This window comes from Rhodococcus aetherivorans (assembly GCF_011058165.1).
Lineage (GTDB): Bacteria > Actinomycetota > Actinomycetes > Mycobacteriales > Mycobacteriaceae > Rhodococcus > Rhodococcus aetherivorans.
The window spans coordinates 1-26,024 of the sequence record NZ_JAALEG010000007.1 but is presented as its reverse complement, the minus strand read 5'-3'; the positions used below and the strand labels follow the sequence as shown (position 1 = coordinate 26,024).

At 70.3% G+C, this 26,024-nt stretch carries 26 protein-coding genes and 1 pseudogene; 21 read left to right on the top strand and 6 right to left on the bottom strand.

What is annotated here, in order from left to right; genetic code table 11:
* Positions 1-29: 29 nt before the first annotated feature.
* The 6 genes from G6039_RS04620 (at position 30) to G6039_RS04595 (ending at position 7,447) form a co-directional block, all read left to right on the top strand.
* The gene (locus G6039_RS04620; RefSeq protein WP_006941691.1) at positions 30-1,235 is read left to right on the top strand and encodes a DegT/DnrJ/EryC1/StrS family aminotransferase; all 1,206 of its coding nucleotides are present in this window, start codon (positions 30-32) and stop codon (positions 1,233-1,235) included.
* 118 nt (positions 1,236-1,353) lie between these two features.
* Positions 1,354-2,490 (top strand): steroid 3-ketoacyl-CoA thiolase, encoded by a 1,137-nt coding sequence (locus tag G6039_RS04615; RefSeq protein WP_029546581.1) that lies wholly within the window; start codon positions 1,354-1,356, stop codon positions 2,488-2,490.
* Between the two features lie 3 nt (positions 2,491-2,493).
* Positions 2,494-4,695: an acyl-CoA dehydrogenase family protein gene (locus G6039_RS04610; protein WP_043803152.1), complete on the top strand. Its 2,202-nt coding sequence runs from the start codon at positions 2,494-2,496 to the stop codon at positions 4,693-4,695.
* 32 nt (positions 4,696-4,727) lie between these two features.
* Positions 4,728-5,936, top strand: coding sequence for an acyl-CoA dehydrogenase family protein (locus tag G6039_RS04605; protein WP_006941685.1), 1,209 nt, complete (start codon positions 4,728-4,730; stop codon positions 5,934-5,936).
* A gap of 1 nt (position 5,937) precedes the next feature.
* Positions 5,938-7,065 carry an acyl-CoA dehydrogenase family protein gene (locus tag G6039_RS04600; protein WP_029546579.1) on the top strand — a complete coding sequence of 376 codons (1,128 nt, stop codon included), beginning with the start codon at positions 5,938-5,940 and terminating at the stop codon, positions 7,063-7,065.
* Positions 7,066-7,231: 166 nt separating this feature from the next.
* Positions 7,232-7,447: a hypothetical protein gene (locus tag G6039_RS04595; RefSeq protein ID WP_235194129.1), complete on the top strand. Its 216-nt coding sequence runs from the start codon at positions 7,232-7,234 to the stop codon at positions 7,445-7,447.
* Between the two features lie 78 nt (positions 7,448-7,525).
* Here the strand turns inward: G6039_RS04595 and G6039_RS04590 are convergent, their stop codons facing one another.
* On the bottom strand, positions 7,526-8,353 hold the full coding sequence (locus tag G6039_RS04590) for an IclR family transcriptional regulator (protein WP_231385969.1): 828 nt from the start codon (positions 8,351-8,353) through the stop codon (positions 7,526-7,528).
* A gap of 239 nt (positions 8,354-8,592) precedes the next feature.
* Here G6039_RS04590 and G6039_RS04585 point away from each other — a divergent pair, with 239 nt between their 5' ends.
* On the top strand, positions 8,593-10,278 hold the full coding sequence (locus G6039_RS04585; RefSeq protein ID WP_043803156.1) for an AMP-binding protein: 1,686 nt from the start codon (positions 8,593-8,595) through the stop codon (positions 10,276-10,278).
* Positions 10,279-10,474: 196 nt separating this feature from the next.
* Here the strand turns inward: G6039_RS04585 and G6039_RS04580 are convergent, their stop codons facing one another.
* The gene (locus G6039_RS04580; RefSeq protein WP_010594059.1) at positions 10,475-10,795 is read right to left on the bottom strand and encodes a GYD domain-containing protein; all 321 of its coding nucleotides are present in this window, start codon (positions 10,793-10,795) and stop codon (positions 10,475-10,477) included.
* A 156-nt stretch (positions 10,796-10,951) separates the two neighbouring features.
* On the opposite strand from G6039_RS04580, the gene G6039_RS04575 reads away from it, so the two are divergent.
* Positions 10,952-11,362 carry a PPOX class F420-dependent oxidoreductase gene (locus G6039_RS04575; protein WP_006941679.1) on the top strand — a complete coding sequence of 137 codons (411 nt, stop codon included), beginning with the start codon at positions 10,952-10,954 and terminating at the stop codon, positions 11,360-11,362.
* 21 nt (positions 11,363-11,383) lie between these two features.
* Here the strand turns inward: G6039_RS04575 and G6039_RS04570 are convergent, their stop codons facing one another.
* Entirely contained in the window at positions 11,384-11,977 is a 594-nt protein-coding gene (locus G6039_RS04570) for an HdeD family acid-resistance protein (protein ID WP_037201226.1), read from the bottom strand.
* Positions 11,978-12,085: 108 nt separating this feature from the next.
* On the opposite strand from G6039_RS04570, the gene G6039_RS04565 reads away from it, so the two are divergent.
* Complete coding sequence (locus tag G6039_RS04565) at positions 12,086-12,898, top strand: DUF72 domain-containing protein (protein ID WP_029546575.1); 813 nt, start codon at positions 12,086-12,088, stop codon at positions 12,896-12,898.
* A 62-nt stretch (positions 12,899-12,960) separates the two neighbouring features.
* Positions 12,961-13,434 carry a hypothetical protein gene (locus G6039_RS04560; RefSeq protein ID WP_043803162.1) on the top strand — a complete coding sequence of 158 codons (474 nt, stop codon included), beginning with the start codon at positions 12,961-12,963 and terminating at the stop codon, positions 13,432-13,434.
* 9 nt (positions 13,435-13,443) lie between these two features.
* On the opposite strand, the gene G6039_RS04555 is transcribed toward G6039_RS04560, so the two are convergent.
* Positions 13,444-13,956 carry a MarR family winged helix-turn-helix transcriptional regulator gene (locus G6039_RS04555; RefSeq protein ID WP_006941674.1) on the bottom strand — a complete coding sequence of 171 codons (513 nt, stop codon included), beginning with the start codon at positions 13,954-13,956 and terminating at the stop codon, positions 13,444-13,446.
* A gap of 72 nt (positions 13,957-14,028) precedes the next feature.
* Between G6039_RS04555 and G6039_RS04550 the strand changes: the two genes are divergently transcribed.
* Both G6039_RS04550 and G6039_RS04545 read left to right on the top strand, forming a co-directional pair.
* Complete coding sequence (locus G6039_RS04550) at positions 14,029-15,453, top strand: FUSC family protein (RefSeq protein ID WP_029546572.1); 1,425 nt, start codon at positions 14,029-14,031, stop codon at positions 15,451-15,453.
* 64 nt (positions 15,454-15,517) lie between these two features.
* Entirely contained in the window at positions 15,518-16,180 is a 663-nt protein-coding gene (locus G6039_RS04545) for a cyclase family protein (protein WP_043803167.1), read from the top strand.
* Here the strand turns inward: G6039_RS04545 and G6039_RS04540 are convergent, their stop codons facing one another.
* A complete protein-coding gene (locus G6039_RS04540) occupies positions 16,181-16,939 on the bottom strand; it encodes a M50 family metallopeptidase (protein WP_043803186.1) in 759 nt (252 codons plus the stop codon).
* Positions 16,940-17,056: 117 nt separating this feature from the next.
* On the opposite strand from G6039_RS04540, the gene G6039_RS04535 reads away from it, so the two are divergent.
* The 9 genes from G6039_RS04535 to G6039_RS04495 all read left to right on the top strand — a co-directional run bounded on the left by G6039_RS04535 (position 17,057) and on the right by G6039_RS04495 (position 25,861).
* Positions 17,057-18,265 carry an MFS transporter gene (locus G6039_RS04535; protein WP_235194130.1) on the top strand — a complete coding sequence of 403 codons (1,209 nt, stop codon included), beginning with the start codon at positions 17,057-17,059 and terminating at the stop codon, positions 18,263-18,265.
* Between the two features lie 66 nt (positions 18,266-18,331).
* The gene (gene fdxA, locus G6039_RS04530; protein ID WP_029546568.1) at positions 18,332-18,649 is read left to right on the top strand and encodes a ferredoxin; all 318 of its coding nucleotides are present in this window, start codon (positions 18,332-18,334) and stop codon (positions 18,647-18,649) included.
* The gene (locus G6039_RS04525) at positions 18,646-19,896 is read left to right on the top strand and encodes an MFS transporter (protein ID WP_043803175.1); all 1,251 of its coding nucleotides are present in this window, start codon (positions 18,646-18,648) and stop codon (positions 19,894-19,896) included. The genes fdxA and G6039_RS04525 overlap by 4 nt, the downstream gene beginning before the upstream one ends.
* Before the next feature lie 105 nt (positions 19,897-20,001).
* On the top strand, positions 20,002-21,186 hold the full coding sequence (locus tag G6039_RS04520; RefSeq protein WP_043803178.1) for an ABC transporter substrate-binding protein: 1,185 nt from the start codon (positions 20,002-20,004) through the stop codon (positions 21,184-21,186).
* A 99-nt stretch (positions 21,187-21,285) separates the two neighbouring features.
* Positions 21,286-22,176, top strand: coding sequence for a branched-chain amino acid ABC transporter permease (locus G6039_RS04515; RefSeq protein ID WP_006941660.1), 891 nt, complete (start codon positions 21,286-21,288; stop codon positions 22,174-22,176).
* Positions 22,173-23,159: a branched-chain amino acid ABC transporter permease gene (locus G6039_RS04510; RefSeq protein WP_043803180.1), complete on the top strand. Its 987-nt coding sequence runs from the start codon at positions 22,173-22,175 to the stop codon at positions 23,157-23,159. The genes G6039_RS04515 and G6039_RS04510 overlap by 4 nt, the downstream gene beginning before the upstream one ends.
* The gene (locus G6039_RS04505; RefSeq protein WP_029546564.1) at positions 23,156-23,971 is read left to right on the top strand and encodes an ABC transporter ATP-binding protein; all 816 of its coding nucleotides are present in this window, start codon (positions 23,156-23,158) and stop codon (positions 23,969-23,971) included. The genes G6039_RS04510 and G6039_RS04505 overlap by 4 nt, the downstream gene beginning before the upstream one ends.
* Positions 23,955-24,680, top strand: a complete 726-nt coding sequence (locus G6039_RS04500; RefSeq protein WP_006941656.1) for an ABC transporter ATP-binding protein — start codon at positions 23,955-23,957, stop codon at positions 24,678-24,680. Before G6039_RS04505 ends, G6039_RS04500 begins: the two co-directional genes overlap by 17 nt.
* Before the next feature lie 17 nt (positions 24,681-24,697).
* Positions 24,698-25,861, top strand: coding sequence for an ABC transporter substrate-binding protein (locus G6039_RS04495; protein ID WP_043803183.1), 1,164 nt, complete (start codon positions 24,698-24,700; stop codon positions 25,859-25,861).
* A gap of 44 nt (positions 25,862-25,905) precedes the next feature.
* Here the strand turns inward: G6039_RS04495 and G6039_RS31375 are convergent.
* Positions 25,906-26,024, bottom strand: a pseudogene (locus tag G6039_RS31375) (IS30 family transposase); the annotation flags it as partial.

Sequence of the window (26,024 nt, the reverse complement as noted above, 5' to 3'; positions counted from 1 at the left end):
CCGACCACCCATCCAGAGGAAGTCCCGACATGACCGAACGCATCACCTATGCCCGCGCCACCCACGGCGAGGACGAAATCCGAGCGGTGGTCGACGTCCTGCGCAGCGGCCATCAGGGGCTGCGCATCGGCAAGAACGTCCTCGAGCTCGAACGCCGCATCCCCGAGCTGTCCGGGAAACAGTACGGCGTGATGTGCAACTCCGGATCCTCCGGCCTGTACCTCGCGGTCGAGCTGCTCGATCTGCCGAAGGGCAGCGAAGTCATCACCTCGCCGCTGACCTTCTCCACCGACGTCGCGCCCCTCGTGCGCGCCGGCCTGATACCGGTCTTCGTCGACGTCGAACCGAACACGTTCAACGTCGACGTCACCAGGATCGAGGCGATGGTCACCGACCGGACCCGCGCCGTGCTCATCCCGAACCTCGCCGGCAACTGCCCGGACTGGGACGCGATCCGGGCCGTCGCCGACCGGCACGACCTGAAGGTGATCGAGGACACCTGCGACACCCTCGGCGCCCGGCTGCGCGGCACGCCCACCGGCGCGCGCGCCGACCTGACCGTCACCAGCTTCTCCATGGCCCACATCATCACGTGTGCCGGCACCGGCGGCATGGTCATGATGGACGACGAGCAGACCCGCGATCGCGCACTCCTGCTGCGCCGGTGGGGACGTCGATCCGAGCCGAACCTGTTCGGCAACGGACGTGGACGCGTCTTCCGGGAGGATCTGGACGGGGTCGACTACGACAACGACTTCATCTTCGACCTGCTGCCGTGGAACTTCGAGCCGTCCGAACTCGGCGCCGCCTACGGTGTCGTGCAGCTGAACAAGCTCGCGCAGAACTACGAGCGGCGCCGCAAGACCTTCGCGGAGTTCACCGCCGCGTACGGCGCCTACCCCGAGTTCTTCAGCACGCCGGTGGAGACCGACGAACTCGACACTGCCTGGTTGTGCTATCCCGTCACGGTCACCGCCGACGCCCCGTTCTCCCGTAGCGACCTGCAGGAATTCGTCGACGCGCAGGGCATCGACACGCGAACCGTGTGGAGCGGCAACATCACCCGCCACCCGATGATGGCGGGCGTCGAGCACCGCGTGCCGGACGAAGGCCTGCCCGAGGCCGATGCGGTGTTCGAGCGCGGCATGACGCTCGGCATGAGCCACGGGCTGTCCGACGAGGAGGTCACCCGCGTGACCGACGCGATCCACGCCTTCGCCGCGAAGTGGAGGTGACCGCCGTGCCGTCTCGTTTCACCGGCCGCATCTGCGACAGCCTCGGCCTCGTCGACGAATTCGGGCGCGAGGTCCGCGGGCTCGACAATCGGCAGTGGACCCGGGTGCAGGTGCCCGCATGAAGCCCGTGATCGTCGACGCCGCACGCACCCCCTTCGGCAAGCGCGACGGCTGGATCTCCGGTCTGCACGCCGCCGAGCTGCTCGGTCTCGCGCAACGCGGCGTGCTCGACCGGCTCGACCTCGATGCCACCCTCGTCGAGCAGGCCGTCGGCGGGTGTGTCACCCCGATCGGGGAGCAGTTCGGCAACATCACCCGCACCGCGTGGATGCACGCCGGCCTGCCGTCCCACACCGGGACCACCACCATCGACGCCCAGTGCGGCACCGCGCTGCAGGCGGTGCATCTCGTCGCCGGGCAGATCGCGCTCGGCACCCTCGAGGTCGGCCTGGCGTGCGGCGTCGAACTGATGTCGCGGGTCCCGCTCACCTACAAGGTCGGCACCGGCGCCGGCACCCCGCGGCCGGCGTCGTGGTCGGTGGACACCCCCGACCAGTACACGGCGGCCGATCGCATCGCCCGGCACCGCGGCTTCTCCCGCGAGGACCTCGACGCGTTCGGCCTGCGGTCGCAGCAGCGGGCGCGCGACGCCTGGGACGCCGGGTGGTTCGACCGGCAGATCATCCCCGTCGCCGTCCCGAGCGACGACGGCGACACCACGGTCACCCGGGACCAGGGACTGCGCGAGACCGGCATGGAGGCGCTCGCGCGGTTGCGTGCCACGATCGAGGGCGGTCTCCATACCGCCGGCACCTCGTCGCAGGTGTCCGACGGGGCGAGCGCCGCGGTCCTGATGTCCGAGGACAGGGCACGTGAACTCGGTGCGGCGCCGCGGGCCCGGCTGCTCGCGCAGTGCGTCATCGGCGGCGACACCGAGTTCATGCTCGACGGCCCGGTGGCCGCGGCGCAGGTGCTGTTCGACCGCACCGGGATGACGGTCGCCGACGTGGACCTGTTCGAGGTCAACGAAGCCTTCGCGGCCGTGCCGATGTCGTTCGCCCAGGTGCACAAGGTCGACCCGGACGTGCTCAACGTCGGCGGCGGTGCCATCGCCCTCGGTCACCCGGCCGGCGCCACCGGAATCCGGCTGCTGGCCACCGCGATCGACGAACTCGAACGCCGGGACCGGCAGGTCGCGATGATCGCCATCTGCGCGTCGGCTGCCACCACGTGCATGATTCTGGAACGGATGTAAGTCATGGCCATTGCACTCGACGCCGACCATCGCGACCTTGCCGACTCCGTCGCGGGCCTCGCCCGTCGCCATGCCCCGATCGAACGCACCCGCGCCGCGTTCGCCGACCTGGCGGCGGGCAAGCGGCCCGAGATCTGGGATGCGTGCATCGCGCAGGGCCTGCACGCCCTGCACCTGCCCGAGGAGCACGGCGGCGGTGGGGCGGGACTGCCGGAACTCGCGGTCGTGGCCGAGCAGCTCGGCCGCGCCCTGGTACCCGGGCCATGGGTGCCCACCGTCGTGGCCGGCGCGCTGACCGCCACCCTCCCGGCCGAGGGCACCGCGGCGGAGTTGCTGCGGCGGTTCGCCGACGGAGCGACCGGTGCCGCCGTCACCACCCCCGGTCTCGTCGCGATCACGTCGGGGCGGGGATGGACGGTCACCGGTGTCTCCGAGCCGGTGCTCGGGTTGCCCGGCGCCGACGAGGTGATCGTGCGCGCCACCGCCGACGGCGCGCCCGTGTGGTTCCGGCTCCCGCCCGCGGCCGGAGAGGTCGAGCTCGCCGACGGCGTGGACCCCACCCGCTCGGTGGGACGACTGCGACTGTCCGGAGCGGCGATCACGCCCGAGCACCTGCTCCCGGCGATCGACGACGACGACGTGCAGCTGATCGTCAACACCGTGCTCGGCGCCGAGGCGGCCGGGCTTGCGGCGTGGGCGCTGGACACCGCCGTGGACCACGTCCGCAACCGGCACCAGTTCGGCCGCCCGGTGGGCAGCTTCCAGGCCGTGCAGCACAAGGCTGCGATGATGCTGGTGCGTAGCGAGATCGCCTGTGCCGCAGCGTGGGACGCGGCCCGGTCGGTGCAGCAGGGCCGGGAGCAGCAGCGGCTCGCGGCGGCGCAGGCAGGACTGACGGCAGTGCCGGCGGCCGTCGACGTGGCGCTCGAATGCGTCACCCTGCTCGGCGGTCTCGGCTTCACCTGGGAACACGACGCGCACCTGTACTGGCGACGGGCACTGTCGATCGCCTCCGTCGCCGGCCCGGAGGACGTCTGGGCACGCCGGCTCGGTGAGCTCGCACTGTCGGACGAGCGCGACTTCTCCTTCGTCGAGGCCGATGCGCTACCCGAGCTGCGCGCGCAGGTCGGCGCCGTCCTCGACGAGGTACGGGCACTGCCGGACGACGCGGTGCACAGCGACGGATGGGCTCCGGCGCGAGGCGGGGCACGTCGCGCCCGCCTCGCCGAGGCCGGTCTCGTCGCGCCGCACTATCCCCGGCCGTACGGGCTGGCCGCCGGACCGCAGGAGCAGGCCGTGATCGCGGACGAATTCGCGCGCCGCGGCCTCGAACAGCCGACCACCGTCATCGGCGAGTGGGCCCTGCCCACCCTGCTGCTGCACGGCAGCGAGGACCAGCAGCGCCGCTTCGTCGCGCCCACCCTGCGCGGCGAGATCGTCTGGTGCCAGTTGTTCAGCGAACCGGGCGCCGGCTCGGACCTGGCCGGGTTGTCCACCCGGGCCCGCAAGGTGGACGGCGGCTGGATCCTCACCGGACAGAAGGTGTGGAATTCGATGGCGCACGAGGCGGATTGGGGTATCTGCCTGGCCCGAACCGATCCCGATGTGCCCAGGCACGAGGGCATCTCGTACTTCCTCGTCGACATGCGCAGCGACGGGCTCGACGTGCGGCCGCTGCGGCAGGCGACCGGGCGCGCGGAGTTCAATGAGGTGTTCTTCGACGACGTCTTCGTCCCCGACGACTGTCTGGTCTCCGAACGGGGGCAGGGCTGGCGCCTCGCGGTGACCACGCTCGCCAACGAACGGCTCAGCATGGGCGCACAGCTCGCGCACGGCGCGGCCGCGCGGGTGCGCGACCTCGTCGAGTCGGGCCGCTACGCCGCCGGCCGCGACGACGCGCTGCGCGTCCTCGGCCGCAACACCGGCCGCGAGATGGCCCTGTCGGCGATGAACCTGCGCAGCGTGCTGCGACGGTTGTCCGGTCTCGACGCCGGCGCGGAGATCAGCGTCCAGAAGGTCTTCAGCGCCCTCGCCCAACGCGACGGCTCGCGCGGGCTGGTCTCGCTGCTCGGCCCGGTCGGCGCCGTCGACGACGACGGCCACATGCTCGACCACATCGGCCTGCCCGCGGTGCTGTTCGGCGGCGGCACCATCGAGATCCAGCTCAACGTGATCGCCCGTCGCGTGCTGGGACTGCCGCGCTGACACCGAATCCATCACACGAACCTGGAGGGGCCATGCACCCGGAACTGTCCGACAACTCACGTCGGCTCCGCACCGAACTGCGCAACTACTTCGCCGAGATCATCGACGACGACGACCGGCGCGCACTCGTCGACCAGACCGAGGGCGGTCCCGTGTTCGACCGCATCCTGCGGCGGATGGGCCGCGACGGGTGGCTCGGTCTCGGCTGGCCCACCGAATACGGCGGCCGGGGAGAGGATCCCGAGGCCCTGTACGTGTTCTACGACGAGGTGATCCGCGCCGGCGCACCGCTGTCGCTCGTCACCCTCAACACCGTCGCGCCGGCGCTGATGAAGCACGGTACCCAGGCGCAGAAGGACTTCTTCCTACCGCCGATCCTGGCGGGCGAACTCATCTTCGCCATCGGCTACACCGAACCGAACGCGGGCACCGACCTCGCCTCGTTGCAGACCCGCGCCCGCATCGAGGGCGACGAACTGGTCATCAACGGCAACAAGATCTTCACCAGCGCCGGGGTCTACGCGGACTGGATCTGGCTGGCCGTCCGGACCGATCCGGACGCGCCGCGGCACGAGGGCATCTCGGTGGTGCTGGTACCGACGTCGGCGGCCGGGTTCTCGGTGACCGAGATCCACACCGTCGGTGGCATCAGCACCTCCGCCACCTACTACGACGACGTCCGCGTGCCGCTGACCAACGTCGTCGGCGAGCTGAACCAGGGCTGGGGCCTGATCACCAACCAGCTCAACCACGAGCGGGTGGCGCTCGCCGCCCGCGGTGGCATCGCGAACGAGTTGTACGACGCCGTCCTGGCCTGGGCACAGTCCGAGCCCCTGGGCGCCGGGACGGTCTACGACCTGCCCTGGGTGCGCGCCAATCTGGCGGAGACGTACGCGCTGCTCAGCGCCGCCGACCTCGTCAACCTCCGGCTCGTCGCGGACGTCGCCGCGAACACCCTCGGCGGCGGTGATTCCGCGGCGGCGAAGATCTTCGGCACCGAGGCGGTCGTCACCGCCTACGGCAAGATGCAGGAGATCCTCGGCGTGCGGGGTCTGCTCCGGCCCGGCAGCCCCGGTGCCGTCCTCGAGGGGCGCGTCGAAACCCTGGCGCGCAGAGCCCAGAACAACACCTTCGGCGGCGGCACCAATGAAGTGATGCGCGAGATCGTCGCCGCCAAGTGCCTCGGCATGACGCTCGCCGCCCGTCGCCGCACCGACGCCCCCACCAGCACGAGGAGCTGACATGGATTTCGAACTAGACGACGACCTGACGAGTGTGCAGGACCTGGCGTCCCAGCTCTTCCGGCAGCTCGCGCCGGTCGATCGGGTTGTCGAGGTGGAAAAGAACGAGGGCGGCTTCGACGCGAAGCTGTGGAGTGCCCTGGCCGACGCCGGTCTGCTCGGCATCGCGGTGCCGGAGGAGTCCGGTGGCGCCGGGATGGGCCTGCTCGGCCTGATCACGGTGCTCGAACAGCAGGGCCGGCACGTGGCGCCGGTACCGCTGTGGTCGGTGACGGCGGCCGCATCGGCGATCGTCCGTTTCGGCACGGCCGAACAGGTCGAACGCCTGGTCCCCGGCATCGTGGACGGATCCCGACCGGTCGTCGCGGCGTTCGATGCGCCCTACGGTGAACTCACCTCGCTGTCGGCGGTGAGCAAGGGCGACGACCTGGTCGTCAGTGGAACTGTCGCCGGTGTGCCCGCCGCAGCCGTGGCCGCCGCGACGATCGTTCCGGTCCGGTGCGACGACGGGTCGCTCGCCGTCGCGGTGATACCGACCGGGGCGGACGGGGTCACGGTGGAACCGGTCGCCGCAACCGACCGCGGCAGCCTCGCCCACGTCCGGTTCGACGACGTCGTGGTGCCCGCGTCCGATCGCCTGCCGGGCGACGGCGCGGAGACGGTCACCTGGGTGCGCCGCCGGATCCAGCTCGCGCTCGCCGCGGTGCAGCTGGGCGTGTGCGGGCAGGCGCTGAAGACGACGGCCGAATACACCTCGCAGCGAATCCAATTCGACCGTCCGCTGTCGACCAACCAGGCGGTGGCGGTGCGGGCCGCAGACGCCTACCTCGACACCGAGGCGATCCGGCTCACCACCCGGAGGGCGGCGTGGCTGCTCGACGCCGGACGGGAGCAGGAGGCCGAATCCGCGGTTCTCGTCGCCACATGGTGGGCGTCGCGCGGCGGTCTGCGGGTGGTGCACGCGACGCAGCACCTGCACGGCGGTATCGGTGCGGACGTGGACTACCCGATCCACCGCTACTTCCTGTGGGGACGGCAATTGTGCTTCACCCTCGGCGGTGCGGACGCCACCGCGGCCGAGCTGGGAGACGTCCTCGGATCCGCACCAGGAATCGGGGCGCCCGCATGACGAACGCCGGGCAGCTCGTCACCGGCGCGAGCCGCGGCACCGGCCGGGCGATCGCTCGAGATCCACTTCGGCGCGGACGAGGCGCGCCCGGCTGATCGCGAACGCCCTGCACGAGGGCCCGCCCGACAGCGTGCACGGCGGGTTCAGCGCTCACCTGCTGGACTGCATGCTCGGCATCCTCATGCAGGCACGGGGCAGTCGTTCGCTGACGGCGTCGCTCGACCTGCGCTACCTGCGGCGCACGTCGCTCGACGAGCCGCTGGATCTGTATTCGCGGATCGTCGAGATCGAGGGCCGGAAGACCGTCGCCGGGGGTTGGATCGAATGCCGCGGTGAGTGCACGGTCGAGGCGCGGGGAGTGTTCGTCCGCGTCGAGGAATGACCGGTTCCGTCGACGGAACGGTGTGCAGGCAGCTCGAATTCGCGGCGCGCCGGACGACCTCCGGCGCGCCGCCACGTTCTAGTTCACGACACCCACGTGCGTTCGGTGCGACAGACGGGTCCGCGCGGTGGAACCGGGCCGGCCGGGTGTGAGCAACCGCGAGGTGCGGCGCGCGGTGGCCCAGACCATCGGTGCGATGTGGGCGAGTTCGACCGTTCCGCGGCACGCCACCGAGATCGCACCCACGACGCCGTCGGGACCGACGACCGGTGCGGCGACCGCGCTGATGGACATGGGGCACGCGTGGCCGGGCACGAACGCGAGACCCTGCCGCTGGCGCACCCGGTTCAGACGGTCGTGCAGTGTCGACAGGTCGGCCCGGGACCGTACGTGCGGTCCGGCCGTCATGAGGGCGTCGACCTTCTCCGGCTCGAGACCGGCGAGCAGCGCCCGTCCGCTGACGGTACTCTCGGCCGGCAGCCGGGCCGCGACCTGGGAGGGGATGCCCGCGCTCGCCGTGCCCCCGATCCGGTCGAGGAAATAGACGGACGAGCCTTCGAGCACCGTCAGGTGCGCGACTCCGCCGGTGCCGATCTGCAGGTCGTTGAGCATCCCCGCGGCTGCGGCGCGCAGCTGCGAGTAGTCCCGGGGTCGGGCCATCGTCTGCATCCGCAGGCCGGGGCCGTATCCGCGGGAGTCGTGTTCGACCCAGTGAAGGTCGACGAGCTGGGTGAGCAGGCGGAAGGCGGTCGAGCGTGGCAATCCGGTGGCGGCCGTGATCTCCTCGAGGAACATCCGGTCGGGACCGGATGCGAACACGTCGAGGATCTGGGTGAACCGTTCCGCCACGCTGGGGCGTTGCTCGCGCGGCATGTCCGACGTCGGAATCGAGTCACTACGCGTCACTGTCAATGTCTGGCCTCCTTCGGTGCACTTTACCTAGCATTTGCTTGGTGCGCTATGCGGAATGCGGTGCGCTCCCGTCAGGCGGGAACGGGCCGTGTCTGCTGTGACTGCTCTGATGTGATGCGCTCGTACAGAATCGAGGCGTTGCAGCCGCGGCGACGATTCCGCACCGGACGGTTCCCGGCGGTGCGTCGAACCGGACGGCAGGCGCCGCATGCTGCACACAGCGGAGGTGGACGGTGGAGACATTCACGGACGTGCTGCTCGCGCGGCGAGGCGACCCGAAAGTCGGACTGCGTTTCGAGGGGAGAGACTGGACCTGGGACGAGGTGGTGTCCGAAAGCGCCTGTAGAGCAGCCGCTCTCGAGTCGATCGTGACCGCCCCGGCCGGTCGGCAACGCCACGTCGGGGTCCTGCTGGACAACGTGCCCGATTTCGTGTTCTGGATAGGAGCCGGGGCGCTCGCCGGCGCCGTCGTAGTCGGAATCAACGCCAGCCGCGGCGGGCCCGAGATCGCTCACGACATCGCCCACGCGGACGTCGACCTCCTCCTCACCGAGAACCGGCTCGCGCACCTGGTCCACGGTGAGGAGCACGGCCTTGCGGAAGAGCGGATCCTGAACGTCGACTCGGACTCCTACGCCGAACTGCTCGCACCGTTCCGCGGCGTGGAGCCGCCCGCCGCGACACCGTCGCCTGAGCAACTTGCCCTTCTGCTGTTCAGTTCGGGATCCACCGGGGCGCCCAAGGCGGTCGTCGTCGGCCAGGGGCGACTCGGCCGGCTGATCGACGTTCTCGTCGACCGGACACAGATGCGCCGGGACTCGGTCGCCTACCTGTGCATGCCCTTGTTCCACGGCAATGCGCTCATGCTCAACCTGGGCACGGCGATGCGCGTGGGGGCCACGGTGGCGATGGTCCGCAAGTTCTCCGCCTCGCGTTTCGGGGACGACATCCACCGGTACGGCGCGACGTTCGTCAACTACGTCGGCCGGGCCCTGTCCTACGTGCTGAGCCGGCCCGAGGATCCCCGGGACCGGACGGGCACACTGGAACTGGCGTTCGGCACCGAGGCCTCCGAGGCCGACGTCGCGCGTTTCGCCGAGCGATTCGGCTGCACGGTGATCGAGGGTTACGGCCTCAGTGAGGGAGTGTTCCGGATCAACCGCACGCCCGGGACTCCGCCGGGCTCGCTGGGCCTGCCCGCCGGCGACGCCGACGTCCGGATCCTGGACGAGGCGACCGGACACGAATGCCCACGCGCCCGGTTCGACGCCACCGGCCGGCTGACGAACCCCGAGGCGGTGGGGCAGATCGTCGCGGTGGGGGCTGCCGGCATGTTCGAGGGCTACTACAAGAACCCGGGGGCGATGGCGGACCGCGTCCGGGGCGACGACTTCTGGTCCGGGGATCTCGGATACCGGGATGCCGACGGGTACTTCTACTTCGCCGGCCGCTCCTCCGACTGGCTACGGGTCGACAGCGAGAACTTCTCCGCGGCACCGATCGAACGGATTCTGCAGCGTCATCCGGCGGTCCTGTCCGCCCCGGTCTTCGCGGTGCCCGATCCGGTCACCGGCGACCAGGTCATGTGTGTACTCGAACTGTCGCCCGGCGCGCACCTGGACGGGCGACAGTTCGGTTCGTTCCTCGCCGCGCAACCGGACATGGGCGACAAGTGGTGGCCGCGGTTCGTGCGGATCGTCGAGCGAATCCCGTTGACAGGCAGCAACAAGGTGAACAAGGCGCCGTTGCGGTCCGCGGCGTGGCGCACCGACGATCCGGTCCTGGTCCGGGTGGGACGAACCAGCGAGTACGTTCCGTTCGGCGAGGACGCGCGGGACCGCTACGAGGCCGAGTTCGTCGCGCACGGCCGGGCAGGACTGCTTCCGGCCCGATCGGTGGCCGCAACCCCGGTCGCCTGACCGGAACGACGGCACCCCGAGCCGGGCGGGGCGATCGGCGAAGTACCCGGAGACCTGCGCCTCGAGTTCGTCGCCGGTGCCCGGGGAACGGCCCGCTCGGTGCTCGGGGGAGAGGCCCGCTCGGTGCTCGGGGGAGCGGCCCGCTCGGTGCTCGGGGGGAGCGGCCCGCTCGGTGCCGGGGTGGGGAGCGGCCCGCTCAGTGCCCGGGCGTCCGGTACGCGGCGTTGCGATGCACCGCGTCGTCCATCTCCTGCGGGGTGAGCAGCCGGATCGGCACGGAACGCGCGATGCCGGACGCCCGGGTGCGGAACTCGAGCGTGGCCGCGGCGAGGTCGTCGGGCACCTCCCCGATGACGTAGAGGTCGTGCCCGCCGAGTGCGAAGTGCACGGACTCGACGCTGCCGCCCACGCTCTCGACCATCTCGGTGATGGCGGAACTACGGACGGAACCACCCTCGGAGAGCAGCCCCTGCGCGCCCTCCGGGGTGTAGGTGACCTGCCACAGGTACTTCGGCATGTTCTCAGCTCCTCGGCTGTCGGACCATTCCATGGTCGGGCTCGTGGACCCTCCCATCGTCGGCCCGGAGGCCCTGTCGCGGGATGGTTTCCGCCGGAACCGGCGTAGGTTCGTGATCGAACATCCGCCACCGTCCGCCGAGGAAAGGACCACGCCGTGCCCGAAGCCCCGCTGCCGCAGGCCGTCGCCGAGATGCTGGCCCAGCCGAATTACGCCACGATCAGCACGTTGCGCGCCGACGGACATCCGGTGTCGGTGCCCACCTGGTATCTGTTCGAGAACGGCCGCATCCTGGTCAACATGGACGCCGGTCGCACCCGCCTCGGGCACCTGCGGCGCGATCCCCGGGTCAGTCTCAGCGCCATGGACCCGACGGACTGGGTGACGCACGTGAGCATCCAGGGCCGGGTCACCGAGTTCGCCGACGACCCGGAACTGACCGACATCGACCGGATCGCGCGGCACTACACCGGCAAGCCGTATGGGGTGCGCAACCGGCCGCGGGTGAGTGCCTGGATCGACATCGACCGCTGGCACGCGTGGGGCCGGCTCAAGGACGTCGCCTGAGCCGGCCCCGGGCGGCCGGGCTCACACGAGCCCGGCCGCCTTGGCCACCTTGCGGATCTGGAAGGAAAGGACGATCAACAGCACGCCGAAGAGGATCGCGTAGATGCCGAGCAACCAGATCAGGCTGATGATGCCGCTGCCCGGGAAGATCAGCAGCACGACGCCGAGCAGGACGGCGAGGATCCCGGCGAACAGTGACCATCCCCACCCGGAGTTCGGTACCTTCCGGAAGCTCAGCGCACCGATGATGCCGGTGACGCCGAAGAGGATCGCATAGAACGCGATGATGTACAGCACCACGAGCGCGGTGGCCGCCGGCCAGACGAGGGCGACGATGCCGGCGGCGATGGAGACCAGGCCCATCGCGAGCCACCAGCCCCAGCCGTCGAGGCGGGCCCGGTCACGAATCGAGTGGTAGACGAGCACCACGCCGTCGACGATGGCATAGATGCCGAACACCACCACCAGGGCCCAGACGGTGATCCCGGGCCACACCAGGGCGACCACGCCGAACAACACGGCGAGGATGCCGCGGATCAGCACCAACCACCACATCTGTTTGAACAGGGGACTGAACTGATCGTTTGCGGTGAAAGCTCTCTCGGACACGGCCACTCCTAGGATGCGGTCTCGTAGTTCGGGCACAGCGTAGGCCCGTGCCGCGCCCGGCGCCCGCCGAATGACGATCCGATTCCCAGTCGTGACGAGCGTTACCGTGTAGCGGTGGCTCAGGTGCGGATCGGGATCTCCGGCTGGCGGTACGCCCCGTGGCGTGGCGACTTCTATCCGTCCGGCCTGCCGCAGCGCCGCGAACTCGAGTACGCCGCGGAGCGGTTCGGCTCCATCGAGATCAACGGCACCTTCTACGCGCTGCAGCGGCCGTCGAGCTTCCTGCGGTGGCGCGACGAGACGCCGGACGGGTTCGTCTTCGCCGTCAAGGGCGGACGGTTCGTCACCCACATGAAGCGTCTCGTCGACGTGGACGACGCCCTCGCCAACTTCTTCGCCTCCGGTGTGCTCGCCCTCGGTCCCAAGCTCGGACCGGTGCTGTGGCAACTGCCCCCCACTCTGGCATTCGAGCCGGAGCGCCTCGGCGCATTTCTCACGAGCCTGCCCGCGTCGACGCGCGAGGCCGCGGCGCTCGCGGCGCGGCACACGGACAAGGTGCGCGAGGACCGGGTGTGGACCGAGATCGACGCGGACCGGCCGATCCGGTACGCGCTCGAGGTGCGCCACCCCAGCTTCGCCGACGAGGAGGCGGCCGCCCTGCTCCGCCGGCTCGACGTCGCCCTCGTCGTCGCGGACACCGCGGGCCGCTTCCCGTTCCTCACCGAGGCCACCACCGATTTCGTCTACGTGCGGTTGCACGGCGATACCGAGCTGTACGCCAGCGGCTACACCCCCGAGGCGCTGGACGAGTGGGCGGCCCGGATCCGCGGTTGGCGCTCCGAGGGGCGCGACGTGTACGTGTACTTCGACAACGACATCAAGGGCTACGCGCCGTGGGACGCGCTCGAGCTGCAACGCCGGGTGTGACACGGATGTCGGTGCCGGCTGGCAGGCTGGCGCCGACACGTCGACAACCCCAGGAGGACATCGTGTGGCCAACGCAGTGGCCGGAGATCGCACGCGACGTTGCGGATCACACCGCGACCGCGCTCGCCGCGGCCCGGGCGCAGTCGGTGCCGGCGTGGGAGGACGCGGTGGCCGAGCTCGCCGCGTTGCCGTACGAGCAGGTCGCCGGGGTACACGCGACGATGATGCGGGAACTGCTCGAGGAGTTGCATCCGGACGGGCTGACCGGCGAGGACGTGCAGGCGGTGCTGGAGCGCAGCGCGCGCACGGCGTCGACGTGGCTGCCGTCGCTGCAGCCGGACACGCTGGTCGCGGTGCTCACCGGCACGCTCGGGGTGTCCGATCCCGACGCGCCGAAGGCTCGCCCCGACGAGTACCTGCGGGCGGGGCTGGTCGTGCTCGCGGATCTGCTCGCGGCCCGCCGGGCGGGTCCCGAGCTCTACCTGCGCCGCGCGCTGGGCGAGATCGAACGCGCAGAGACGATCGAGCTGCCCTGACGTCCCGGATCAGGGCCGGGTCTGCGCCTCGACCTCGCGGGTGAGGCGCCGCAGCAGAGCGGTGAGGGTGTCGAGTTCGCCGTCGGTGAATCCGTCGAGCAGGTGGCGTTCCCGGGTGAGGCGGCGCGGGAACTCGGTGTCGACCACGGCTCGCCCCGCATCGGTGAGTGCGAGCAGGACCACGCGACCGTCCCGCTCGAAGCGCTGACGTTCGACGAGGCCGAGCCCGACGAGGCGGTCCGCGTGCTTGGTGGTGGAAGCGCCGCTCAGTCCGGTGACGGAGGTGACTTCGCTGGCGCGCAGCGGTGATTCGCTGCGGGCGAGGGCGCACAGCACCTCGAATTCGGGGCGCGTGACGCCGCTGGGGACGAGTTCGCGGTCCAGTTGGGCGAGCACCAGGGAGCTGATCCGCGTGATGCGGCCGACGACGTCGATGGGTCGCGTGTCGATGTCGGGGTACGTCTCGGCCCAGCCGACCCGCACGCGGTCGACGAAGTCCTCGGGCTGGGTGGCGTCCGTCATGGGCCCATTCTAGCGATGAGTCTCACAATCGATTTATATTTAATTTATACGTGAAGTATCTACACTGGGGGAGTGCCCCTCGCTACCTCTGTCCCGGACCGCAGCCGCCTCCGTCACTCGCGGATCGCCCTCGCGCACTCCCTCTCGCCGACGGCGTGGCGCGAGTCGCTCGAGTTCCGCAGTGCGGACGCCACGCGCGCTCCGGCGCTGCGCGTCGGGGCGGCAGTTCTCGTAGTCCTCGTCGCGGGAGGGCTGCTGGATCTGCCGCATCCGGCCGGCTTCGCCGCCCTCGGTGCACTCGCCTCGGCGTTCGGCCGGCACGAGCCCTACTCGCAGCAGGCCGGCAAGATCGCGGTGGTCGGCCTCGGGGTGGTCGGGTACGCCGCACTCGGTGCCGCCGTGGGGACCACCGGTGCGGCCATGTGGACGCAGATCGCGGTGCTCTCCGTCGCGGCCGCGATCGCCTTCTGGATCCTCGGCGCCTTCCGGCTGTCCGGCCCTGGCCCGGTGATCCTCATCTTCGCCGCGGCCGGTGCCGCCGGATTCGCACGCACCGCCGTAGACGTGCGCGACGTGGTCGTCGCGACGGCCCTCGGCGCGCTCGTCGGCTGGGCCGTCGCGATGCTGCCCGCGCTGCATCACCCGCACGGTCCCGCCCGGCTCGCCGTGGCCCGGGCCCTGGCGGCGGTCGCGGCGATCGAACGCGACGGCGAACGGGCCGTGCCGGGCGCCCGGGCGGCGATCGCCCGCGCCCACGAGGTTCTCGCGCTCGGATTCAGCCGGACCGACCGGCACACCCACGAACTGCTCGCGCTGCTCGACGCGGCCGAGACGGTCGTCGACGGGGCCGCATCCGGCGTCGCGGCCGATCGCGTCGCCGAATTCGCCCTGTTCGAGGCCGAGCTGCGAAAGGTGCGGCGCGACATCGCGATTCCTCGCGTCGATGCGGCTGGGGCGCCGGTCCTCGCGCGGCCCGCCGGGTTCGCGCGAGAGGGATTCGCCCGGTTGCGCGATCGCGCGCTTCTCGTCGGCGCGGGCCGGGTGCTGCTCGCCGCGCTGATCGCGGGCTGGTTCGCCGAGGCCGCCGGTCTGCAGCACCCGCTGTGGGCGACGATGGGCGCGATGGCCGCGTTGCAGGGGGCCAACTACCGGAACACCGTGCAGCGCGCGATCCAGCGGTTGCTCGGCAACGTCGCAGGCGCGGTGCTCGCCGCCGCGCTGCTCGCGCTGTCCCTCGACTACTGGCCGTACGCGCTGGCCATCGTCGTCCTGCAGACGGTGGCGGAACTGTACGTGATGAAGAACTACGCAGCGACCTCCGTCGCGGTGACCGCGATGGCGCTGCTCCTCACCGGTCTCGGGGCGTCCGTCGGGCCGGAGATCGCGCTGAGCCGGATCGCCGACACCCTCGTCGGCGTGGTGGTCGGCGTACTCGTCGCGGCCGCGACGATCGACCGCGCCGACCGGCATCACCTCACGGCAGCGCCGGCGCGCTGAGTGAGCCCCGCGCGGCGGCGCTGCGTGACCCCGCGGATCGCGGGTCACCCGTTAGCATCGGCGCATGCGCGTGCGCCGGATCGTCGACCTGAGCCGCACCGTCTCCGGCGACACCCAGGTCTACCCGGGCGATCCCGTGCCGGTGCTGACGCCGCACGCGACGCTCGAGCGCGACGGGTACAACCTGCTGCGGGTGGAGATCGGCTCGCAGACCGGAACGCACGTCGACGCCCCGCTGCACATGCGCGCCGGGGCCGCGCCGATCGACCGGGTGACGCTCGAACATTTCGTGGGTCGCGGGATCGTCCTGGACGTGCGGGGCCTGCCGCCGCGCACCGCGGTGACGCGGCGGCACGTCGTCGACGGAGTGGCCGGCGGACCGGACCCGGGCCCCGGCGACATCGTCCTCCTGCATACCGGGTGGGCCGAGCACTACGGCACCGATGCCTACTTCGAGCACCCCTATCTGTCGGAGGACGCGTGCCGGTGGCTGCTCGGGCGGGGCGTGCGCACCATCGGCCTCGACGCCCCGAGCATCGATTCCGCCCTCGGCAGTGACTATCCAGCGCATCGCCTCGTCGCCGAGGCCGGCGGCATCGTGTGCGAGAACCTGTGCAACCTCGAACTCGTGGACTTTCCCGATCCGCTGATCAGTCTTCTTCCGCTGCGGCTGCGGGACGCGGACGGCGCCCCGGTGCGGGCCGTGGCGATCGCGCTCGAGCCGTGATCAGGGCACCTGCGTCGCGACGATGCGTGCGGTGCCGTACGCCGCGGTACCGAGCGTGACGACCGCGAACGCCACGATCCATACCGCCGTCGGCACCCGGGTGAGCCACCGCAGCTGATCCGCGTCGGAGCCCTGCCCGCGGCCGCGCCGGTGGGTGCGCGCCAGTTCGAGCACCGGCCGGGTGGCGCCGAACAGCAGCACCCAGGTGGTCAGGTACGCGACGGTGTAGCGCACCAGCTCGTCGCCGTAGTAGGCGGCGGTCCCGATCACCGCGCCGGCCGCCAGCACCGAGACGAATCCGAAGAAGTTGCGGATCAACAGGATCAGCAGGGCGAGCGCGGCCAGCACGGACCACAGCACCGCCGCGGGCCGGTCGACGGTGAGCAGGGTCGCGGCCACGAACCCGAGCACGGCCGGGCCGGTGTACCCGGCGAACGCGGTGGCGATCATGCCCGGCCCGCGTGGGTTGCCGGAGGACACGGTCACGCCCGAGGTGTCGCTGTGCAGGCGGATGCCCGCCAGCTGCCGGCCCACGAGCCGTGCGACGAGCGCGTGCGAGCCCTCGTGTGCCTGGGTGATCACATGCCGGGTCACCAGCCACAGCGGGCGCACCGTCACCAGCACCAGCGCGACGGTGGCGGTGAGGGCGACGAGCAGGGGCGGCGCGGGCTCGCTCACCGCGGAGACGGCGTGCCATCCGGCGCGGACCGCCGACCCGAAGGACTCGAGTGGCGTGGACGGATCGGCCTCAGGGTCCACGGTCGGCACCTTTCTCTCGGGAGTCCGCCATCGTACGGGCCGGCAATTCGCTCCACGGGCGCCGGGAATGTGCCACTCTCTATAGGGGCTAATCATTCATATCAATAGGGAGGCCGGGTGTCGGTCGAGGTTCTGGAAAGGCGCCGGGTGGCTCGGCCGTCGTGGATCGCACTGTCGGTGTTCCTCGTGTTCGCGGCGAGCAATGCCCCGGCTCCGCTGTATGTGGTCTGGCAGCGCGAGATGGGTTTTCCACCCAGCACGGTCAGCCTGATCTTCGTCAGTTACATAGTCGGGTCGGTCGTGGCGCTGGTGTTCGGTGGCCGCGCTTCGGACCGATTCGGACGTCGGGCCGTCCTGCTGCCCGCCCTGGGTCTCGCGATCGTGGCCTGCCTCGTGTTCGCGACGGCCCGCACGCCCCTGTGGCTGGAGGCGGGGCGGTTCTTCATCGGCCTCGCATCCGGGGCGTTCGGCGCGGCGGGGTCGGCGGCGATCGCCGACGCGTTCGGCCCCGGCCGCGGAGCGCGTGCCGCGCTGTACGCGAGCGCGGCACCCGTCGCCGGGTCGGCCGTGGGGCCGCTGCTCTCCGGGGTGCTGGCCGACGTCGCGCCGGCGCCCACACGGCTGGTCTTCCTGGTGCTGATCGTTCCGCTGGCGGCGGCCGCGATACCGCTGACCGCCGTCGGCGGTCGTCCGGCCGGGGTGGGCGGTCGCTGGGTGCAGCTGCCGAGCATCCCGCGCGAGATCGCGGGAACCGTGCTGCTGTCCCTGGCTGTGGCCGGCAGCCCCTTCGCGCTGGCGGGGCTGTTCATCTCCCTCGGCCCGGCGTTGATCGCCGACCTGCTCGGCAACGACACGCGAACCCTGGCCGGCGCGGTGTCGTTCGTGGTCTTCGGGGCCGGGGCCGGGGCGCAGTTCCTCGTCCGCCGGATGAGCATCTACCGGGTCGCGGTGGTCGGGCTCTCGGTTTCCGCGCTGGCCGCGGTGCTCATCGCCGTCGCCGTCGGCGCCGCCTCGGTGCCCGTCATCGTCGTGGCCGCGATCGCGGCAGGCCTGGGTCAGAGCCTGGCACAGCTCGCCGGGCTCACCCTCGCGCGCGGGTATGCGCCGGAGGGGCGGACCGCCGAAGTGGTGTCCATGGTGTGGCTCGCCGGATACGCCACCGTCGGGTCGGGGATCCTCGGGCTGGGATTCCTGGCGGACGGAATCGGCTTGCGCCCGGCGACTTACGCCTTCTGCGGGTTCTTCCTGGCCTGCGTCTGCGGTGCCGAGGTCGCGGTGGTGCGTCGCCGGCCGGTCGTCGAGGCACTCGGAGCGGACACCCATTGACACCCGACAATCAATGAATATGATTATGACCTAAATCACGCGGTCATCGAATCGGAGGAGTGCGCAGTGACCTACACCATCACCGAGCCCTGTGTCGACGTCCTCGACAAGGCGTGCATCGAGGAGTGTCCGGTGGACTGCATCTACGAGGGCGGCCGGATGATGTACATCAACCCGGAGGAATGCGTCGACTGCGGCGCCTGCGAACCCGTCTGCCCCGTGGAGGCGATCTTCTTCGAGGACGACGTCCCCGAGGATCGCGCCGGGTACACGCAGATCAACGCCGACTTCTTCGCCGAGATCGGCTCACCGGGCGGCGCTTCCAAGATCGGAAAGACCGACTACGACCCACCGCTCGTGAAGAGTCTGCCCGTACGGGCATGATCGCGGTCCGGGCTCCGCGACCCGGCCGGGGACCGGTGCTCCTGGGCGCCGCGGTGGCGGCCGCATTCACGTTCGCCGTCGTCGGGTCCAACATTCCGGGCCCGATCCTGCCGTTGTACGAGGACCATCTGGGCCTGTCCCCGTTCGTGCTGGCCGCCCTGTTCGTGACGTACTTCGTCGCCCTGGTGTCGATGTTCCTGGTCGTGAGCAGGACCGCGCTCGGACGGTTCGCGTGGGCCGTCCTGCCGGGTGCGCTCGTCGTCGGGGTCCTCGGCGACGTCGCCCTGTGGTCCGGTGCCGACACCGTCTGGCTGCTCTTCGTCGGCCGTGCCCTGACCGGAACGTGTGTCGGGCTCGCCACCGGATCCGCCGCCACGCTCGCCGTGGCGGCGCGCGGCGACGCGGGCCGCACCCTTGCGGCGACCGGCGCGATCGCGGGCTCGTTCCTCGGCCTGATCGCCGCGGCCACCGTCGCCCAATTGCTGCCGGAGCCCACCGTTCTCATCTATCGGCTGCACGCCGTCTCCCTCGTGCTCTCGGGACTGCTGCTCGCCGCCGCGCTGTGGGGGAACAGGCGCCGGCTCTCCGCGCTCCGGCACGCCGAGCCCCCGCGCCCGGCGGGACCCGTTCCGGCCGGCGCGGGCGCCGCGTTCGACCGGAACAGGTTGCCCGCCTACGGATTGGGTGCGGCCGGGTGGACGGTCGGCGGCATCGCCGTCGGCGTGCTGCCGTCGGCGTTGCGCGACGGGATCGGGTCCGAGCTGCTGGTGGTCGGCGTCCTCGCCGCCATCATCCTGCTCGTCACGGCCTGGTCGGGCCCCTACCTCGCCCGGGCCGCAGGCCGTTTCCCGGGGCCCCAGCTGTGTCTGCTCCTGCTCGCCGGTGGTGGCGTGTTCGTCGCCGCCGGCCTCGTCGCCCGCACGCTGTGGCCGGTACTGGCCGGCAGCTTCCTGTGGGGCATCGGGCAGGGCTTCGCATACGCGCAGGGCCTCATCCTGCTCACCGCCGGCATGACGCCGGTGGAGCAGGGGAGGAGCACGTCGCTGTACGCGTGTTCGTCGTACGGCTTCGCGGCGGTGATGATCCTGGTGGCCGGCGCCTTCTCGTCGGCGTGGGGATACTCCTACGGATCCGCCGGTGCGGTAACGATTTTTGTCCTCTTCTGTGTGGCCGTCGCGGGGGCGGGACGGGGTCGGTGGACACCGGCCGTCGCCGTGGACCCCGTACGCGTCCCCGCCCGCAAATAATTCCTGCGCATATCCGGATCGACCTCTGGACATTTCGTCGGCGTGGCTCTACTGTGACGGGCATCACGACTAATGATGCATATCATTCGACCGGAAGGTGCACACATGTCTCGAGTCGACCGGAAAGTCCGGCGTCGTCTGCTCGGAGCCGCGAGCGCGTTCGGCGTCCTGTTCACGGCCGCCTGCGGCTCCGGCGGAAACGGCACCGTCGCCGACGGTGACCTGCCGGCCGAGATCAAGGTCGTCTCCGTGACCGACCAGACCGGCACCACGGCGTACGTCGGCAACAGCCAGCTCAAGGGCATCGAACTCGCGATCCAGGAGATCAACGAGCAGAATTACCTGGGTGACTCGAAGATCGTTCTGCAGAAGCGTGATTCGGCGAGCGATACGCAGACCGCGGTCAGCCAGGCCACCGAGACGCTGACCGACAAGAGTGTCAGCGCCCTGCTCGGACCAGTGCTCAGCGCCCATGCCGTCGCGATCGCCCCGCTCGTGGAACGGGCCGGGCTGCCGACGATCTTCACCCAGTCCGGCAGCGAGGGCGTCGTCATCGGCGACTACACCTACCGCGCGACGGCTCCGATGGAGACCTACTTCGTCAAGGCGCTCGAGCGGCTGCAGCAGCAGGGTGTGAAGACCGTGAGCGTGCTCTACAACGCGGGCAACGTCACCCTCGCCGGACTCGGTGAGAAGACCATCCCCGAGGGCCAGGAGAAGTACGGCTACCGGATCCTGTCGAGCACCTCCGTCCAGGCCACCACGCAGGACTTCGGCACCACCGCAACGAAGATCGCCGGTGAGAAGCCCGACGCGGTCATCGTCCTGCTCGTCGGCGCCGGCAACTCCACGGCCATGTCGCAGCTGCGCCAGGCCGGCTACACCGGCACCGTGGTGGGCAACCCCGCCGCCGGCGCGGGCAACCTCGCACCCGCCGGTGCCGCGGGCGCGGGCATGTACTGGGCCACCGACTTCAGCTTCCACCAGAAGGACGAGTCCTCGCAGCGGTTCGTCGAGGCGTACCGCGCCGAGTACAACGGGGAGAATCCGCTCAACTACGCGGCCGAGGGCTACGACGCGACCTGGATGCTCGCCCACGCTGCCAAGAACGCCGGCGGTGCGTCCCGCGACGACCTGCAGCGCGGCCTCGAGCAGGTCGTGGCCGAGGGCTTCGACGGCGCGCTCGGCCCGGTGCGCTTCGAAGGCAACGACATGCGCGTCAACGGCGTGCTCGTGGAATGGAACGGCACGGAAGAAGTGCTGATCGACGACCAGGAATCGGCGAAGTAGTGCGGATCGCTCCGCACCTGTGCACCAAGGAGTTCGACGAATGACCGGAAGAACATCGCACCGCCGCCGGGGCATCCCGGCCGGAGGAAGGCAGGCGTCATGTCACAGCTGGTGATCGACGCGCTCGTGCTCGGCTCCATCTACCTGCTCTTCTGCCTGGGAATGAGCATCTCCTGGGGAACGATCGACATCCTCAACTTCGCCCACGGCGGGATCTTCATGTTCTCCGCGTTCGTGGCCTCCCAGATCGTGTCCAACGTCGGTCTCGGGCTCGTCACGGTCTGCCTGATCTCCGTCGTGGTCGGGGCGGCGCTCTCGGCGGCCATCGACGTCTTCGCGTTCCAGCCGATCCTGCGACGGGCCAAGAACCAGCGGACCGCCGAACTGCAGATCCTCATCGGCGGCATCGGAATCGGCACCATCCCGGTCGCCGTCGTGCAGTTCCGCACGCTGAGCGAGCCGTTCGGCTTCGTGGGCAGCTCGTACGAGACGTCGGTCTACACCGTCGGCGACCTGCGACTGACGAGCACGGGCCTGATCGTGCTCGGCTGCGCGCTGATCCTCACGCTGGCGATCTCCTTCTGGCTCAAGAACACCAGCCACGGGCTCGCCCTGCGGGCCATCGGCGTGGACTCGGAGACCGCCGAACTGATGGGCGTCAAGCGGCGCCAGCTGTCGCTGCTGACGATGGCGGTGTCGGGCGGCCTCGCCGGCCTCGCCGGTGCCCTGCTCACGTACAACCTCGGCGCCATCACCGCCGAGAGCGGTGAGACCCTCCTCATCAAGGCGTTCGCCATCATCATCCTCGGCGGCGTGGGCAGCACCGGCGGCGCCGCGCTCGGTGCGATGGTGCTCGCGTTCTCCGAGGTCCTGGTGCTCCGCTACACCGGCGGCGGCTGGGTCGACGCAGTCGGCTTCGGCCTCATCCTCGTGGTTCTGCTGCTGCGGCCGCAGGGCATCTTCGGAAGGAAGGAGGTGCGACGGGTATGAGCGACTTCTACTTCTCCAACATCGTCCTCATCCAGAGCACGTTCACGGTGCTGCTGCTCGCCCTGAGCATCCAGATCCAGTTCCGGATGGGAGTGTTCTCCTTCGCCGGCGCCGCCTTCTACGGTATGGGCAGCTACGGCGCCGCAATCTTCGTGCTGCACTATGGATTCGACGCAATCTCCGCGACCGCCGCCATCGTCGTGATCTGCGCGGTCATCGGATACCTGATCTCGCTGATCCTGCAGCGCCTCGCCGGCCTGTACCTGGCCATGGCCACCGTCGCGTTCGTCATGATCGTCACCGTCGTCGCCCACAACGGCGGCGAGCTCACCGGCGGCTCGGTCGGCCTGTTCGGCGTTCTCACCACCCCGGAGATCTCCGTCCCGCACCTGGCCGTCGTCTGTGCCGCCGTCGTCGCGGCGATGATCCTCAGCGAGCGTGGCCGCATGGGCCGGCGCATCGAGGCGGTCCGCGAAGACCCGGAACTCGCCTCGGCCATGGGCATCAACGTCGCCCGCTACCGCCGGATGTCCTTCGTGATCAGCGGTGTGCTCGGCGCGCTCGGAGGCGCCCTGAACATCCTGATGATGACGGCCATCGCCCCGGAGAACATCGGCTTCCCGCTGATCGTGCTCGCGCTGACGATCATCATCGTCGGTGGCTCCCGGTCCTGGCTCGGTGTGCTCATCGGCGCCCTCATCTTCACGTGGCTTCCGGTGATGCTGGAGCAGGTGGGCACCTACCAGAGCATCGTCTACGGCATCATCGTCGCCATCGCCGCGATCTTCATGCCCGGCGGCATCACCGGCGTCGTCACCGACCTGTACCGTCGCCGCCTCGCCCGTCGCGACAGCGCGGCCCTCGAGGACGCGGCTGCCGCGGAACGTCTCGCCGACGCGGCCGACGACGAGGCCGCCGCAGAACTCGGCGCCGAACTCGCGGGCACCGGTGCCCACTCCGCCTCGACAGGAGAAACGCGATGACCACCGAAGTCGCTCCCCAGGAGGGCGTTCCCGGCCGGGTTCCGGATCAGGTGCTACGCATCGAGGATCTCGCGGTCCACTTCGGCGGCATCAAGGCCGTCGACGGCATCACCCTGGGCCTCGAGCGCGGCCTGATCTCCGGCATCCTCGGACCCAACGGGTCGGGCAAGAGCACCCTGCTCGGCGCCGTCACCCGGCTCACGCCCCTGACCCGCGGATCGATGCACTTCGAGGGGCGGGACTTCTCCGGCGTCCAACCCGAGCAGGTGGCGCGGCTCGGCATCGGGCGCACCTTCCAGACCGTCCGTCTCCTCGACGATCTCACCGTGCACGAGAACGTCGAACTCGGGCACGACCTGATCGCGGGACCGCGACGGTGGTGGCGACGGGTCGACAGCACCGAACGCGACGCCGCCGAGGCGGCCGTGCGCACCGCCCTCGAACGCACCGGGCTCGACGGCAAGGAGAAGCTGCGCCCCGGCCAGCTCTCGTACGGCCTGCAGCGCCGGGTGGAGATCGCCCGCGCCATCGTGATGTCCCCGAAGCTGCTGCTGCTCGACGAACCCACCGCCGGCATGAACCGCTTCGAACGCGAGGAGATCGGCGGGCTGATGTCCGACCTGCGCTCGGAAGGACTCACCCAGCTGATCGTCGAACACGACGTGCAGATGATGGTGGACGTCTGCGATCACCTCTTCGCCATGAACTCCGGACAGCTCATCGCCTCCGGTTCCCCCGCCGACGTGGTGCGTGATCCGGCGGTGCGCGAGGCCTATCTCGGAAAGCAGGACAACGATGATCGAGATTCGTGATCTGCACGTCGATTACGGCAAGGTCAGTGCCGTGCGCGGGGTGTCCGTCACCGCGCGGCCGGGCCGGGTGACGCTCGTCCTCGGCGCCAACGGCGCCGGCAAGACCACCACCCTCCGCACCGTCGCGGGGCTGACCACGCCCAGTTCCGGGGACGTGCTTCTGGACGGCGAGTCGATCAAGGGATGGCCCGCCCACAAGATCCTCAAGCGGGGCATCTCGCTGGTTCCCGAGGGCCGCAAGGTGTTCGGCTCGCTCACCGTCCACGAGAACCTCAAGATCGGGGGCCTGGTGGCGTCGAAGAAGGCCCGCGAGGAATCGATGCGGACCGTGTTCGAGATGTTCCCCATCCTCGAGGAGCGGCAGTCCGGCCCCGCCGGCCTGCTCAGCGGCGGCGAGCAGCAGATGCTCGCCTTCGGCCGCAGCCTCATGTCGCAGCCCGGGTACATCCTCATGGACGAGCCGTCGATGGGTCTGGCCCCCGCCGTGGTCGACCGGGTCATGGCCAGCGTGCGCAGCATCGCCGACCGTGGCATCGGCGTCCTCATGGTCGAACAGAACGCCGAGGCCGGCATGAAGATCGCGGACGACGTCGTCGTCGTCAACCGCGGCGAATCCGTGTACTCCGGACCGGTCGACGAGGCGCGGAACCACTCGTCCGTGGTGCTGGCCTTCCTCGGTGAAGCCGCGCTCACCGGAACCGACAACTGAACCGAGAGCGGAAGAGAATGAAGAACAAGCGCATTGCCGTCGCCGCGTTGGCCGGTGTCGCCGGGCTCGCCCTGACCACCGCGTGCGGCTCGGGCGGCGGCGGAACCGTGGGGTCCGGCGAGATGCCCGGCGAGATCAAGATCGTGTCCGTGACCGACAAGACCGGTCTGACCGCCTTCGGCGGCCTGCCCCAGTTCCGGGGTATCGAGCTCGCCGTCGAACAGGTCAACAGCAGTGGCTTCCTCGGTGAGTCGAAGCTCGTGCTCGAGAGCCGCGATGCGGCCAGCGACACGCAGACCGCTGTGAGCCAGGCGACCGAAGCGACCGCGGACCGGTCGGTCAGCGCCCTGCTCGGCGGCATCTCCAGTGCCCAGGCGATCGCGATCTCGCCGCTCGTCGACCGGGCGAAGCTGCCGACCGTCTACACGCAGTCCGCCAGCGACGGTGTGCTCGGCGGCGACTACACCTTCCGGGCGACCCCGCCGCAGACCACGCACATCGACACCTCCCTGGCTCATCTCGAGGACCTCGGCGTCGAGCGGGTCAGCGTGTTGTTCAACGCGGCCAACCCGGCCCTCGCGGAGATGGCGGAGAAGAACCTTCCCGAGGGGCAGACGGAGCACGGCTACCAGATCGTCTCGACCACGTCCGTGCAGAACACCACCCAGGACTTCGCGTCCTCGGCGACGAAGATCGCCGGGGAACGGCCCGACGCCGTGGCGATGCTCCTCACCGGCGCCCAGAACGCCACGGCCATGCGGCAGTTGCGCCAGGCCGGATACACGGGACCGGTGCTCGGCCAGACCGGTGCAGGCGCGAAGAACCTCGTCCCGGCGGGGGCTGACGGCGCCGGCATGTTCTGGACCGCCAACTTCACTCTCGACCAGCCGGCGGCATCGTCCCAGGAGTTCGTCGCGGCGTATCGGGCGAAGTACAACGAGGACCCGCTGAACTACGCGGCCGAGGGGTACGACGCCGCGTGGCTGCTGGCGCGCGCGATCAAGGCCTCCGGCGGTGCGTCCCGCGAGGACATCCAGCGTGGTCTCGAGCAGGTCACCGCCGAAGGATTCGACGGTGCACAGGGCGAGATCACGTTCGAGGGTCACGACATGCGTACCCCGGGCGTGCTCGTCGAATGGGACGGCAGCCGTGAGGTGGTCGTCGCCAAGCCGTCGGCCTGATTCATCCTGTGGCCGAATGTCACACCGCTTCGATCAGGGCGGTTTCAGGCGGCCGATGCGACAAGCTCGGTGAACGCTTCGGTTGGCGTGCGCCAGCGTAGCGTCTGCCGGGGGCGGCCGTTGAACTCGTCCTGGACCTGCTGCAGGTCCTCGGGCGTGTACA

Excerpts from the sequence above, each read along its gene's own strand:
- G6039_RS04510 (WP_043803180.1), top strand. The coding sequence starts at position 22,173 with ATGAGCGACTTCTACTTCTCCAACATCGTCCTCATCCAGAGCACGTTC.
- G6039_RS04515 (WP_006941660.1), top strand. The coding sequence starts at position 21,286 with ATGTCACAGCTGGTGATCGACGCGCTCGTGCTCGGCTCCATCTACCTG.
- G6039_RS04520 (WP_043803178.1), top strand. The coding sequence starts at position 20,002 with ATGTCTCGAGTCGACCGGAAAGTCCGGCGTCGTCTGCTCGGAGCCGCG.
- G6039_RS04545 (WP_043803167.1), top strand. The coding sequence starts at position 15,518 with ATGCGCGTGCGCCGGATCGTCGACCTGAGCCGCACCGTCTCCGGCGAC.
- G6039_RS04495 (WP_043803183.1), top strand. The coding sequence starts at position 24,698 with ATGAAGAACAAGCGCATTGCCGTCGCCGCGTTGGCCGGTGTCGCCGGG.
- G6039_RS04615 (WP_029546581.1), top strand. The coding sequence starts at position 1,354 with ATGAAGCCCGTGATCGTCGACGCCGCACGCACCCCCTTCGGCAAGCGC.
- G6039_RS04600 (WP_029546579.1), top strand. The coding sequence starts at position 5,938 with ATGGATTTCGAACTAGACGACGACCTGACGAGTGTGCAGGACCTGGCG.
- G6039_RS04555 (WP_006941674.1), bottom strand. The coding sequence starts at position 13,956 with ATGACGGACGCCACCCAGCCCGAGGACTTCGTCGACCGCGTGCGGGTC.
- G6039_RS04580 (WP_010594059.1), bottom strand. The coding sequence starts at position 10,795 with ATGCCGAAGTACCTGTGGCAGGTCACCTACACCCCGGAGGGCGCGCAG.
- G6039_RS04500 (WP_006941656.1), top strand. The coding sequence starts at position 23,955 with ATGATCGAGATTCGTGATCTGCACGTCGATTACGGCAAGGTCAGTGCC.
- G6039_RS04595 (WP_235194129.1), top strand. The coding sequence starts at position 7,232 with ATGCTCGGCATCCTCATGCAGGCACGGGGCAGTCGTTCGCTGACGGCG.
- G6039_RS04605 (WP_006941685.1), top strand. The coding sequence starts at position 4,728 with ATGCACCCGGAACTGTCCGACAACTCACGTCGGCTCCGCACCGAACTG.
- G6039_RS04525 (WP_043803175.1), top strand. The coding sequence starts at position 18,646 with ATGATCGCGGTCCGGGCTCCGCGACCCGGCCGGGGACCGGTGCTCCTG.
- G6039_RS04505 (WP_029546564.1), top strand. The coding sequence starts at position 23,156 with ATGACCACCGAAGTCGCTCCCCAGGAGGGCGTTCCCGGCCGGGTTCCG.
- G6039_RS04610 (WP_043803152.1), top strand. The coding sequence starts at position 2,494 with ATGGCCATTGCACTCGACGCCGACCATCGCGACCTTGCCGACTCCGTC.
- G6039_RS04620 (WP_006941691.1), top strand. The coding sequence starts at position 30 with ATGACCGAACGCATCACCTATGCCCGCGCCACCCACGGCGAGGACGAA.